5 protein-coding genes are annotated in these 13,641 nt (G+C 72.1%); all 5 read right to left on the minus strand.

Going from position 1 to position 13,641, the window contains the following annotated elements:
* Window position 1: 1 nt before the first annotated feature.
* Genes IPK71_23395 through IPK71_23415 form a run of 5 tightly spaced genes read right to left on the minus strand, consistent with a single transcriptional unit; the run spans window position 2 to window position 13,456 of the window.
* The gene (locus IPK71_23395) at window positions 2-1,774 is read right to left on the minus strand and encodes a carboxypeptidase regulatory-like domain-containing protein (GenBank protein MBK8216684.1); all 1,773 of its coding nucleotides are present in this window, start codon (window positions 1,772-1,774) and stop codon (window positions 2-4) included.
* The gene (locus tag IPK71_23400; protein ID MBK8216685.1) at window positions 1,771-2,316 is read right to left on the minus strand and encodes a hypothetical protein; all 546 of its coding nucleotides are present in this window, start codon (window positions 2,314-2,316) and stop codon (window positions 1,771-1,773) included. Before IPK71_23400 ends, IPK71_23395 begins: the two co-directional genes overlap by 4 nt.
* Before the next feature lie 35 nt (window positions 2,317-2,351).
* Window positions 2,352-9,353 (minus strand): hypothetical protein, encoded by a 7,002-nt coding sequence (locus tag IPK71_23405; protein ID MBK8216686.1) that lies wholly within the window; start codon window positions 9,351-9,353, stop codon window positions 2,352-2,354.
* Window positions 9,354-9,362: 9 nt separating this feature from the next.
* Complete coding sequence (locus IPK71_23410; GenBank protein ID MBK8216687.1) at window positions 9,363-11,174, minus strand: S49 family peptidase; 1,812 nt, start codon at window positions 11,172-11,174, stop codon at window positions 9,363-9,365.
* A gap of 17 nt (window positions 11,175-11,191) precedes the next feature.
* Complete coding sequence (locus IPK71_23415) at window positions 11,192-13,456, minus strand: zinc-ribbon domain-containing protein (protein MBK8216688.1); 2,265 nt, start codon at window positions 13,454-13,456, stop codon at window positions 11,192-11,194.
* Between the last annotated feature and the right edge of the window lie 185 nt (window positions 13,457-13,641).

Raw genomic sequence — 13,641 nt, forward strand, 5'->3', positions numbered from 1 at the left:
GCTATTTCGGAAGTGGGCCGAGCAAAAGCTCGAACTGCCCCGACGTGTCGGAGAGGGCCTGACCGACTTCGACGTAGCCGACATCGGCCGAGACGAAGGCGAACGCACGCACGACCGCTCGAACGATGGGCTGACCGCCCAGCGCCTTCATCGTCCACGCGACCCGCGTGGGCGCGCCGACGACGAAGTCCTCGATCGTGGTCGCGTCGGGGCCCACGGGGCGACGTGGCGCGACGAACCGAGGGAAGCCGGAGCCAGGCTCGGGGACGATGGTCACGTCGTACTCCCCCTCGTCGAGGGACACCGTGAACGATCCGTCGGAAGCGGTGCGCGTGCGAGCGGCGCGGGGGCTCTCCCATGGAGCGGGAGAGACGCGAAGGTTGCGGGTGGACGGCCCCCACATCACCTCGGCCGCCGCCATCGGACGCCCATCGGCGAGTCGCACCTTTCCAGACACCGTCCCCCGTGGACGGACGCGCAAGACGACGTCTTCGCGGGGGCGCGCGACGACGACGCTGAGGCGAGTCTTCCCGAGGGCCCGCGCCCCGTCCTCGGGCTCGACGAAGGCCTCGTAGGTCCCGCGTGGGAGCACCGTCGCGAATCGACCGAGCGCATCCGTCCGAAGAGAGGTGCGATAGACGAGCTGCGGAGAGAAACCGAACGGGCGGACCTCGATCCCCGAGCTCACGAACGTGACGTTCGCCGCCGTAGCGTCCGCACCCTCGACTCGACCGAGGACGATCGACGGCTCCGGGACCTCGGGATACTCGAGACGGAACCCTGCACCGGCGAGGATGCGATCCACGAGCGATGGGACGCCGACCCAGCGCTCGTCGGGCGACACGACGATGTCGATCCCGTCACGGAGCGCACCATCAGGACCGTTCTCCCCCACCGTGTCGAGGCGAACGGCCGCCTCGGTGCCTCCAAGAGCCCGCAGCGACGAGAGGCGCCGCTCGGTGCGACGGTCGCGGAGGTGGACGAAGAATCCGTCGAGCCCCGCGCTCCTCTTCACCTGCGCCGTGTGCGCCTCTCCCGTCGGGTCGTCCAGGGTGTTCGGAGCGGCGCCTACGACGAACCGGTCGCCGAAGTACGGAATGATGCCCTCACGGCTGCCCTCCGTAACGACACGCACGTCGGTCGAGAGGGGCGGAAAGGCGGCGTCGAAGGGGCTCGTCGGGGCGGCGACCCTTCGGTAGGCCCCGGCCGGAGCAAAGGCCAAAAACCGGATCACCGACCCTGTCGCCTCCGGTCCGAGCACGTCGGCGAAGATCGCGGACGACGGCAGACCGACCGAGCTTGCTTCGCGCCGGACACCGTCGTCGAGCACGATCTCGGGGTAGTACGTCACGCGGGCGGGCAGCACATCGACCCCCGAGAGCGGGAACCCGACGAGCGGAGGCACGGTCGGCGAAACCCTGTACTCGCCGGACACCTCGACGATCGGTGGCAGCGTGAAGCACGTCGGCGAGAGGCACGTCAGGCCGTCGCCGCGCAGGTCTTGGCTGCGGAGCAGGAAGGTCCGCCCCGGCGCGAAGAACGAGCCGTCGGGAACCGAAATCGAGAGCACGTACGGGTACTCCGGCTTCCCCGCGACCTCGCACCGGGCGCTGCTCGTGCAGGTCGGTCGCGCGCCCTCCTGATCGTAGAGCTCGCACGCCGACACGTCGCAGGCGTTCTTCGGAGCGCCCGAGCCAGCCTGACCGACGATGGGCCCACACGCGAGCACGGCGGCTCCTCCGGTCGCGAGCAACGCGGCCAAAGCGCGTCTCACGAGCCTCCCTCGGCATCGCTCGCGTCGGGCAGCCTCGCGTCGGGCACCCCCGCGTCCGCGACGGGGCATCCTCGGAGATCGCCGCCCGGACTGTAGATCCACGTCACCGCGTCGCCGCCGGGCGGATCGATGGGGGTGTGGGCGTTCTTGCCACCGCCCAACCCTTTCACCTGAAACTGCTGCGCGACGATGAACTCGATGACGTGACACCGCGACAGGTCCGCCGGCGGGCGCGTCTGGACCTCGAGCACACGAGTCCGATCGGCGCTGACCGCCGGGAGGTCGTCCGCGAACGAGTCGAGCCCTTCACCCGTGATGGGGTTGTAGTCGATATAGAGCCGCCACGAGAGGGCAACCCCAGGGTCGACGAGCTCGACCGGAACGACGAACTTGTCGGGGAAAACGCCCAGAACCGCGCTCGGTTGGGGGACGGTGGAGCTGCGGACGATCACCGGACGAAACGCGGGGAGCTCCGGCAGATCGGAGACCGGCTCGGCGATGATGCACGCAAAAAGGGAGGCCGAAGCGACACCGGCGAGCACGGCCACTCCCCGCCGAGCGAGCGCCGTCCTCGCCACTAGAGCCTCGCCCCCGGCCGCCCCGTGCGCGCGGGCACGGCGAACCGCGCATCGGCCATCGTCGGTGACATGGCGAGCCGGTAGAGGTCCGTGAGGCTCGCGAGGCGGTTCACCGCTTCGACGAACGGCGCCGGTTGCTCGACGATCCGCGGGTCCATGCCCGAGTCGGCGAGCACCGCGCGCGCCGCCTCCCGGAAATCTCCCGACACGAAGAGGCCCACGCGGTACGTCGCGAGCCGCGCCTCGGCGAGCGCCGCGTCGAGCTGGGAGAGGTCGGCCGCTCCGAGCAGCTCCGAGAGCCTGCGCTGCGCCCGCGCGGGGAGCGTCTGCCACAGAGCCTCGCCCAGCATGGCCGCGGGGCGGTCCAGGTCCCGCGCTGCCTCGGGAGGCCCGAAGGCGCCCAGCATCGCGCGGAAAACGGTGCGCAGCTCGGAGGCCTCGTGGCCGAGGAGCACGACGTACTGCGGGAGCGACGCGGCGAGAGCGCACCCGACCGCGAACGCGAGCTCCCCGGCCGCGCACGTGGGCCTCGCGAGCACGAGACCTTGAGGTGGCGTGCCGAGCACGGCGCGGGCGCCCGAGACGGCGCGAGCCTCGTCGATCCGACGAAGGAGACGCGGCGCGCCGAGGCCGAGCAACCGAGCCGAGGCCTCGACGAGCCCGCTCTCGAGCGCGTCTCCCCCGACCACGATGCGCGACGCTCCCTCGAGCGGCGGAGCACCTCGCGTCAGCGTGCTCGCCGAATATTCCCAAACGATTCCGAACGCTTCCACGACAGGATGGCGCCCCGGCCGGGTGAGGAGGGCGAGCACGCCGGGCTGTTCGATTTGATTCGCGAGGGGCGGAGGCTCCGCGCCCGAGGCCCCGAGCATCGCCGCCGAGAGGTGCTCGAGCGCACGAACGTACGAAGCGTTGTTGTCGGCGGCGGCCGCGCGGGCGAGCAGGTCGAGACGGCCCGTATCCCCGGGCGCGAGCTCCGCCGCGAGCCTGCGTGCCCGGATCGCGACGTCGGGTCTCCCTTTCGCGAAGACCTCGGCGATTCGCTCGGCGCGAAGGATCGATCCGGACGCCTCCGCCCCCGCGAGCTCGGCATCGACGTCGATCTCGGACGGGGCGACGGGGGCCACGCCATCGGTCGAAGCCCTCCCCGGCTCGACCGGCGGCGGCGGCGCGGAGGGGAAAGGATCGCGCGCCGTGTAGGCGCCCTCGGGGAAAGGATCGGACGATTCGAGACCGAGCGCCGTGCCCTCGGTTCGAGCTTCGGGCGGCGCCGCGATCCCGACGAGGAGCCCTTGAGGCATGGTCGCGCGGGACGGCGGGGCCTCGGGCAGGGGCTCGGGCTCGGACGCGATCTCGGTGGGAGGAGGGCTCTCGGAGGCGGCGTCGGCGTCGAGACGCTCGAGCCACGCCCGAATCTCGTCCGTCACCGCGCGACCCCGCGGAGCGTCGGCCAGGGCCGCCTCGAGCACGCGTCGCCCCTCGTCGCGATGCGCCGGCTCCGGCGACGCGAGCAGCGATCCCGCGAGGTCCTTCGAGGCTTCGAGGCGCAGATCTCCCGACTGGTGCGCCACGAGCTGCCGGAGAGCCTGGCGCTGCTTCTCGACGTCGCCGAAGGCGAGCGCGAGCCGACGGACCCGCTCGAGGGCGGCCAGGCGGAGCTCGGGCTCTTCGACCGCACCCTCTGCGTAGGAGAGCGCACGCGACAGGTCCCCGATTCGTTCGGCGGACACGGAGGCCGCGAGGCGCACCTCGGCGGTTCGACGCATACCGAGAAGAGGGCCGACGATGGCCTCGTCGAACGCGACGAGCGCGTCGTCATGGCGCCCTTGGGCGGCGAGCCGTTCGGCGATCCCGAGCGAGAGCAGGGGGTGCGGGCCCGACTCGACGCGCGCCTCGAGCAAGAGCTCGAGCCCGTTCGGTCCGTTCGGAATGGCTCGCTGCGCCTCCGCCATGAGGAACGCGCGGAGCGCGACGTCGGCTGGCATGAGGCTCGGGCGAACGTGTTGGAGAGACGAGAGCGTGGCCCTCGCCTCGTCGGGTGCTCCGGCGCCGCGCGTGCGGTACTCGAGCCCACGAGCGAAGAGCTGAACGGAGCCGGCGTGCGGGGCCACACGCGCGGCCTCTTGCGCCCGACGAATCGACCCGTCGACGTCCCCCGCGCGCGCGGCGGCCTGCGCCGACTCCACCAAGATCTCGCTCCTCCCCTCGGCGTCGGCCGGTGAGAGCCTCGCGAGCCTCGCGAGCGCGTCCCCGAGGCGACGAGGATCGTCCCCCCGGCGAGCGAGCTCGACCAGCAGCTCCGTCGCCTCGAGGCTCTCGGCACGCGTGAGCACCGCCTCGACGCGGGTCCTGGCTTCCTGCTCTTTCCCCTCGGCGAGGAGCACCCGAGCGATCCGCACGTCGACCTCCGTGCGCGCTTCGACGTCCTCGGCGACGAGCGCCGAGAGCCTCTCGAGGGCCCGGAGTGCCCCGGCCAGATCGCCAGTCTTTTCCAACAGATCCGCGAGATAGCGCAGAGCGCTCGCGTGACCGGGGTGGGCTTCGAGCAGCGCCTCGAGCTCGGCCTTCGCCTCGGCGAGCAACCCGAGCCTCTGCTCGAGGAGCGCCGCGCGACGCAGCCTCAAGATGCGCAGCGATTCGGCGCGCGTGGCGTCGCCCGCGAAGCGCCGGACGCGACGACCGAGGTGCTCCGCGAGGGCTGCGAAGTCGCCTCGGAGAGAGAGCGCGGACTCGATCGCTGCGTCGAGATCGTCGTTCGACGGCGCGAGAGCGAAGGCGGCGACGAGGTATCCTTCGGCACGCGACGGGTCGTCGTCGTTCACGAGACCGAGCTCGCGCAGCGCCTCGACACGAACGTCCACCGGGCACTCGGTCGCTAGGATCCTCTCGAGAGTAGCCGTCGCCGCGCGTCGATCCCCGGCCGCGGCCGACGCACGCGCCGACGCGAAGAGGTCGTCGGTACGGACGGGAGCCTGCGGGACGAGCTTCGTGAGCTCTGCGAGGCGCGCGAGCATCTCGGGCGGAGCGGCGTCCCCGAGCAAGGCCGCGGCACGCTCCAGTCGACGATGCTCCGCGACCTTGTCGCCTCGCTGCCGATCGGCGTCGGCAACCCGACCGTGGGCCTCCGCGAGTCGCTCGGGGCCCACCGCCCGCACGAAGCGCTTCTCGTCGGCAGCGTCCGGGAGGGCCGTGATGGCCTCGTCGGCGAGCACCACGCTCTCGTCGTCGTCCGAGTCGCGGACGGCGGACGTGACGAGCAGCTTTCGGGCCGTGGGGCCCTCTCCGTAGGCCGAAGCGACCCGACCGAGGAAGGCGAAGGCTGCGGCACCGAGGCTCGAATAAGGCTGCTCCGAGAGCGCCACGGCGCGTCCGAACGCCGCCCTCCCCCCTTCGGCTTCGGCGAGCTGCGGAGCGACCCGCGAGAGGCTCCGGTACTCGTCGATGTCGCCGTCGCACGAGAACGCACGCTCCACACAGTCCCACGCGAGCGCGAGGTCTTGCGCGAGGTCCACCGCGAGAGATGCGAGCCTTACGGCGACGCGCGCGGCGTCGGGACCTTCCCCCTTGGAGAGGGCGGCGCGCGCGGCACGGCCGAAGCGAAGGACGACGAGATCGGCCTCTTGAGGGAGGAGGGTGAGCTGGCGATCGATCGCGCGGGCGAGCTTGTCGAGCGTCACCGGATCCGGAAGCAGGACGAAGGCACGCAGGAGGGCGTCGGCCCTCTCGGAGACACCGGACGTCGGCTCGCCCGTCTCGGCCGCGCGAACGAGCCACGCCGCCCTCGCCTGCGGGCTCTTCGTCACCCCCGCGAGCCTGTCGACCGCCTGGAAAACCGCGCTCGGGTCCCCGGCTCGCTCGCCGGCGCGAGCGAGGAGCTGAAAGGCCGACCCTTCGGAGGGCACCGCCAAGAACGCGGACGTCGCGTGCTCCACGGCGAGGGGAAACGCGCCGCGGGCCTCGAAGAAACGCGCGGCCCTGTAGTGGGCCGCGCGACGACCGAACCTCCCGAGCGCGCGAGAGGCGACGAGCGAATAGAGGGACGAGAGAGCGCCTTCCTTCCTATCGTCCCGCGTCCCCGCTTCGGCGCTCGCGAGCGCGTCGGTGTGCGCTGGATTCCGGCGAAGCGCGCGGCTCGCGAGATCGAAGGTGCGGTCGTCGTCGCGGAGGGCGACGGCGACGTGCGCGGCCTCGGCGAGCAAGCTGCCGGAACGCGCAGGGTCTGGCTCGTGCTCGGCGAGAGCCAAGAGACACTCGAGCGCGTCCTCGTGGCCCGCAAAGTCGACGAGATCCCGACGGAGCGTCGTCGACGCACGGAAAGGCGCGCGCCGGGCCGCGTCCACCCATGCCGCGACCGCCCCGGCGCGGTCGCCCGCGAGATCCCAGAGCGCAGCCCCGAGGCGACGGAGAGCGAGCGCGGCCTCGCGAGGGCCTGCCTCCGGCGCGCGGGAGGCGAGCACGTCGAGGAGGGCGATTTCGGCGTCCCCCCCGAGCTTCTGTGCCGAGAGGCGATCGAGACGATCCTCGAGGGAAGGAACCTCGGCGCCATCTCGGATGGCGGTCGCGAGCGCTCGGACCTCGCCGTCGGCGTCGAGGGCGAGGGCGTAGAGATCCGCGAGGGCGAGGTACCCCGAGCCGGCCTCTCCCCGCCCCTCCCCGCACGAGAGCGCACGCTCAAGGACCATGGCAGAAAACGCGAATTCTTTCGATGACTTCCCCGTATGAACGAGCAGCCCACGGACGGCCGCGTCCATCGCTCCGACGACGTCGAACGCGCGGCGCGCGACGCGCATACGAAGCTCGGCGGTGCCCGAGCTCTCGAGGGCGCCGAGGCCACGTGTCACCACGTTCGCGAGCGTGCTCGCGTCGTAGGGGAGCGAGAGGATCCACGCGATCGTCTCGGCGATCTCCGACGGGCCGTTGTGAGACACGAGGCACTCGAGGAACGCGCCGAGCGCCGCGGTGTCGCCCGGCCGAAGACCGAGCAGCCGTCGCCCGAACGCGAGCCCGGACGGGGCGTCACGGCACGCGTACGCGAGGCCCATGAGGCGCTCGGTTCGCTCGGCCGACGGCCAAAGGTCGGCCGCAGCTCGCTCGATCGCGGCGAGATTCTCGGCCGACGCGTCGTCCCCGTGGACGAGACCGAGCACCTCGACGAGCAGCGCGTGGCCTACGAGCCCCGGGGAGGGCGCGTCGAGAACGACGGCGCGCGCGCGATCGCCGTCTCCCGCGGCCAGATAGGCCCGCGCAGCCACACGCGCCAAAGCTGCGCCCGTCGCAGGTGGAACCGCGCGCCGGAGCACGTCCGCCGCGCGAGCCACGGACGCGTCGTCGCCCGCTTCGAGGGCGGCGAGCAGCGAAAGCGGCGCGACCTCCGGGGGCGGATCACCGAGCTCGGCGAGGGCCACCAGCACCCCGGCGCGGCCACCCGCCGAGAGCGCGGCGCGCAGCGCGAGGGCCGAGAGCACAGGGCGTTCGGGAGCCGCTGCTTGATCGAGCGCTCGAGCGACGAGCGACGCTGCACGCTCGGACCTCCCGGCGGAGAGAGCCCTTTCGACGAGCAGGATGGCCGCCTCGGGCGACTCGGCGCCGATCTCCGCGTCGTCGGCGCTCTGCCGTACGCCCATGACCCAGGCTCGCCTCTGGCGCTGCGCGACGGTCGCGCCGCTCGGGGAGACCGCGATGCGTGCGTCGGCCGCCGCCTCGGCCGACGCGAGGGCGGTCCGCGCGAAGGCATCGTCCGAAGACCTCAGGCTCGCGCGGAGGGCGACGGCCACGAGCGCGGGGTTGTCGGTCGTCTCTCCGAGGCGAGCGACCGCCGCTCCGAAGGCCGCAGGGAGCCCCTCTCCGCGCGCGAGCCGCTCGACGAGCACCGCGACGCCGCCGGGGCTAACGACTCCTTCTTCGGCGTACGCCGACAGACGGGCGAGGGCCTCGGCGTGATGGGGGACGAGGGCGAGGAGCTCCGCCGTGGCCGCGAGCGCGCGCTCCGGGCTCGCGAGCACCCCCGCGTAGAGCCGCATGCGCTCCGTGAGGTACCGAACGCGCTCCTCTTCGGTCGGCGAACGCCGCGCGCACATCCCGAGGTGCTCGGCGAGCAGCTCCGGGAGCCCCGCGCGCAGCAGAAGCTCGTCGAAGGACTCGTCGAAGCCAGCGCTGCGGCCCTCCGCGAGGGCCATCACCAACGCGCCAGGGACGTCCCCTCGGGAGAGCCGGGCTTCTCGGAGCGCCCGAGCCGCTTCGGCTCGCTCCGGCGAACGCGGCATGGCGAGCACGAAAGACTCGAGAAAGGCATCTGCGCTGGCAGCGCGGTCGCGGCGCTCGAGCGCGCGAGCCATCCGCTCGGCTCCCTCCGGAGAGGGCGAGAGCGCGAGCGCGCGCGCGAGGTCGTCGAGCTCGGCGTCGAGCTGCCCCGCCGTGGCCCGCCGCGCCGCCGCGTCGAGGTAGGCCCCTGCCCCCTCTTCCTTCGACACCTCGCGGGCGCCACCGAACGACAGGGAGCCGTGAAGCTCCATCGCCAAGGCCTCGGGGCTCTCGCTCGCGGCGCGCACGAACGCCGAAGCGGCGCGACCTGGCTCGCCCGCCCGAAGGAGCAACCAGCCGAGCCGAACACGCGCGCCCGGTTGAGGATCGAGATCGAGAGAGCGAGCGAGCGCGTCCGCGGCGCGCGCCGGACGTCCGAGGCGTTCTTCGAGCGCCGAGAGCTTTCGGAACGTGTCGGCGTCCGCGAGGATCTCGGACGCGCGAGCGAGCAGCTCCGCGGCGCTCCCCAGCCCGAGACCACGCGCGTCGAGGAGGCGCGCCAGCTCGAGGCAGGCGGCCCGCTCGGCCTCGGGGTTCTCGTCGGTCTTGGCCGCGGCAAGGCGCGTCGCGATCGCGACCTCGTCCGCACCACGCCCCTTGCGCCGCTGGAGCGACGGAACGGCGGCCGAGAACCGCTTTGCGTGTCCTACACCCTGCGACATAGGTGGTTGGTTCGCCCGCGACACCGACGGCTCACTCATGGCTCCCCCTCAGCGAATCCACACGGCAAACGGCGTCGCGAGCACGACGCGCTCGTTCTCCACGAAGGGCAAGAAGCTCGTCGCGAAGGGGACGACCTCGGGCATCGCGCGCGACACGAGCCGCTCGAGATCGAGCCCGAGCGCGCGCATCGCCGCACGCTCTTCGGAGCCGCCGCCGCCCTCGAGCTTGTCGAGGAGGGTCGGGCGACCGAACGATACGGACACGTGCGCGTCGGCGGGCAGCTTCGCGAGCTCGCGCGCCTTCGCGATCGCGTCTCGGAGACCGCCGAGCTCGTCGACCAGGCCGAGGCGTTTGCCCTCCCGGCCCGAGAAAATCCGCCCCTCCGCGTGGGGAGCTATCGCCTGCGGGGTGGTCTTCCTCCCCTCCGCGACGCGCGCGAGGAAGAGGTCGTAGATGCCGCTCATCGTCTCGAGCACACGAGCTTTCGTGGGGTCGTCCCACGACGAGAGCATGGAGAGGTAGGCGGCGCGCGCGGCCGCCCCGGGCTTCTCTTTCGCGGCCGGGAACGTCTCCGCGTGCACGCCGAACCGCTCGAGCGCCCCACCGATCCCGACCTTGCCGCCGACGACGCCGATCGAACCGACGATACTCATCGGATCGGCGAAGATCACGTTGGCCGTGGACGCGAGGTAGTAGCCACCGCTCGCGGCCATCTCGCCGACGCTGACGACGATCGGCTTTTTGGCACGAATCCGCATGAGGTCGTGCCAGAGAAGATCGCTCGCGAGGGCGCTGCCGCCGGGCGAATCGATGCGGAGGACGACGGCCTTGATATCGTCGTTCTTCTCGATTTCCGCGAGCTCGCGCGACAGCTCTTTCTGCGTGATCCCGTCGCGACCTCCGAAGGGCCCGCCTCCGCCGCCCATCGAGATGCTCCCCGTCGCGCGTACGAGAGCGACAGGGCCCGCCGAGGGGCCGTCTCCCGCGATCGCCTCGACGAGCTCGCCGAGCGCGTCGTCGTCCGCCGAGACCCCCGGGCCACCGAAGCGGGCGCGGTGACGCTCGACACCGACGAGCTTCTCGAGGCCGCGAAGAGCGTCGTCGGAGTATCCGACCTCGTCGATGATTCCGCGAGCGATCGCGGCCTTGGGCGAATAGGGGCCGTCCTCGATGGCGTCCGCCACGCCCTCCTTCGCCCGCCCCTCGCGGATGGTGTCGCGCCAGGTGGTGCGGAGATCGGCGAGCACCCCCTCGAGGGAGGCGCGCGCCTCGTCGCTCGGGCCGTCCCGGGTGAGCGGCTCTTCGGCGCCTTTGAATTTCCCCACCTGAAGGATGTCGACGGACACCTTCAGCTCCTCGACGAGGAGCTTGCGGAGGTAGACGACCTGCGCCGCGAGCCCCACGGTGTCGACGTCACCGGCGGGCGACACGGTGATCTTCGTGCAGCCCCGGGCCGCCATGATCATGGCCGTGTTGCCGAGGCCGTCGGCGTGACAGTGGATGGGCAGCCCCTTCTTGCGGAGCTCGAAGAGCACGTCGCCAGCCTCTTCGGCGTGAGCCGCAGGCAGCGTGGTGCCGCCGAAGCGGACGAAGATCCCCTTCACGTGGGCGTCGGTTCGAATGCCTTCGACGGCCTGGAGGAAGTCCCAGAACGTGCGGCGCTTCGGGGCCGAGAGACCGAGGAACCCTGCGTCCTCGTGCTCCGGGAGGCCCGAGGTGACGTCGAGGACGGCGACGTGGGGGGCCGATTTCGGCGCGGGGGCGTCGGACTTTCGCACCTCCCGGGGCCGCCCCTCGCACCCGACGATGGAGACCGCGAGCCCGGCGACGAGCGCCGCCGAGACGAGCCGAGACGCCATGCCATTTTCCTTTAGTTTCAAGGATTTGGCTCCTCCGGTTTGGGTGACGGGGCGGGGGGAACCGGCGCTGCCGAGGGGGCTTGGGGGGGCGGGTCGGAAGGTGGGGTGGATGCGGCCGGCGTGGTGGGCGCAGACGCCGTGGGTGCCGCGCTCGCTTGCGGAGCCGCAGGGCCTTGACCATCCGCGCGGACCTTCACGCGCATCGGGTAGGCGCTCTCCGGGAAGCGTTCGACGATCTCTCGGTAGCTCTTCTGCGCGGCCGCGCGATCCCCGGACTCCCACTCGACGTCGGCGAGACCGACGAGCGCGGGGACGTAGCTTGGGTTCTGCGAAAGGGCGCGCTTGTAGGCGTCCTTCGCGGTGCCGACGTCGCGCTGCGCGTGAGCCACGTGCGCGAGCCCCGTGAGGGCCTCGGAGTCGGTGGGGTTCTTCTGGAGAGCCAGCTCGTAGAGGCGCTTCGCCACGTCGAGCTTGCCGTGGCTCCGCGCGATCTCGGCCTGCGACACGAGCACACGCGGATCGGTAGGTGCGCCCGCGCCGAGCGCCTTGAGGCTGCTCACGTCGACCCCCGCGACGCCGCCGTCCTCGGCGCTCGCGACGGAAGCGGCAGGAGCTCCCTTGGAACGATCGACGTAGGCACGGAGGGGCGCGACGAGCGGGTGACCGGCGGCCCCGGCCTCGAGGCGCGCGACCTCTCCGCGAGCACCCTCGAGATCGCCTGCGCGGACGAGGGCGACCACGAGCGCGGCACGAGCGCGCCCCCCTGCTCCCTCCGACGAAGCGGCGAGGCGAAGGCGCTGGAGAACCGTGCTCCAGACGGGATCGGGGCTCGCCATGTCGAGCGTCGCGAGCACGTAGGCCGTCTCGGCTTGGTTCCCTTGCGAGGTGATCTTCGCGACGAGCGCGCGGGCTTTGTCGACCTGACCGCTCGCGCGGAGGGCGTCGATTCTCGCGCGGAGCACCGACGGGTCGTCGGGGGCCGTGGCGAGCGCGGCGTCCGTCGACTCGAGCGCTGCAGCTGCGAGCTCGCGCGCCTTCGGTTGCACCGCCCCCGGGTCGGGCGCGACGAGCACCTGGATCCATGCGACGTCCGCCCGGGCGGTGGCGAGCTTCGCGTACCCGAGGAGGAGCCGAGGATGTTTTTCGGCGAGCACGCTCGCTTTGTCGAGGTTCTCTTTCGCGCGATCGAGCTCGCCGTCCGTGAGGGCCTTTTCGCCCGCCGCGAGGAACGCTTCGGCCTTGGGGTCGAGCGCGACGGCGACCTTCTCGGACGGGTGCGTGCGGACGTAGTACGCCGCGAGACCGCCGATGCCGAGCACCACGACCGCCGCGACGACGAGGCCGCCGACCGAGCGTCGCGGCTTGGAGGCGCGAGGCACGCCCGAGTCCGTCCACTCTTCGGGGCCCGCCTCGATGCGACGAGCCGGCGGGGGGAGCGGCGAGGTCACCTCGATCGGGCGGTCCATCGGCGCCGCGGAATCCACCGACGATCGCCACGCGTCACGCGGAGCGGGGAGCGCCGAGACCTCCGGGGCGAGCTCCACCTTCGGCTCGTACGGCGTGTCGATGCGCGCCGGCGCGGAGGCCTGCCCCGGGGGCTCTGGGGCATCGGCGAGCCGCGTGGGGAGGTCGTCGCCGTCGAGATCCTCGAGGCTTCGAGGAGACGGCACGTGGGCGAGAAAGTCGGGCTCGGTCCCCACGCGGGGGCGGATCGGCGCCATCGCGAGCGTGGACGCCAGCGGCGAAGCGCCGGCGCCCGGAAGCGTAGGCACTCCAGGGGTCGCGAAGATCGGGGGAACCGCGACCGGCGGGGGCGGCACCGGGGTCCGCGTGGCGGCGAGGTGCTCTTCGAGCAGGCGCGCCGGGGTGGCGGCCGTGCGGTCGGGATCGACCGCGACGGGGCGCTCGGGAGGAGGCGTCACCGATCGCTCGGTGGCCGGGCCGTCGGCCTCGGGGGCGACACTCGACAGCCGACGCTTTTCGTCGAAAAAGGGAGCAAGCTCGGCAATTTGCCCGATGGGGCGAGGAGCGACCCCACCCCGCTCGAGGAGGTCGCTGACGTCGATCTGACGCGAGAGAATGGCGCGCTGGAGCTCTCGCAACGAGCCGTAGACGAACGTCGATCCGTCGGCGGTGGTCACGAGCCATTGATCGTCGGTCCCGGCCTTGCGCACCTTGAACTGGTATCCGCAGTTCGAGCACTTGACGGTCGTGCCTCTCCCGCTCACGAGCGCGTCGTCGAACTCGTACTGGGTGGCGCAGCTCTCACACTGGACGTGCATGGGGTGCCTGGGGGCTGGAACGGTACCACAAGCGCGCGTCCTACCAGCCCTTTTCCGAGGAAAGCCGCGTCGGACCGTCCGAGTCGGGGGCGACATGACGCACGGTCCACAGCACGCGTGAACCGCAGGATACGCTCGACCCGGCCACTTGGCGCGTCGGGCGTTCAGCGCGCCGTTTTTCCGAG

It is taken from the genome of Myxococcales bacterium (genome assembly GCA_016712525.1).
Lineage (GTDB): Bacteria > Myxococcota_A > Polyangia > Polyangiales > Polyangiaceae > JAAFHV01.

Bases quoted from the DNA above. Each gene is read 5' to 3' on its own strand.
- IPK71_23410 (MBK8216687.1), bottom strand. From the start codon at position 11,174: ATGGCGTCTCGGCTCGTCTCGGCGGCGCTCGTCGCCGGGCTCGCGGTC.
- IPK71_23415 (MBK8216688.1), bottom strand. From the start codon at position 13,456: ATGCACGTCCAGTGTGAGAGCTGCGCCACCCAGTACGAGTTCGACGAC.
- IPK71_23405 (MBK8216686.1), bottom strand. From the start codon at position 9,353: ATGAGTGAGCCGTCGGTGTCGCGGGCGAACCAACCACCTATGTCGCAG.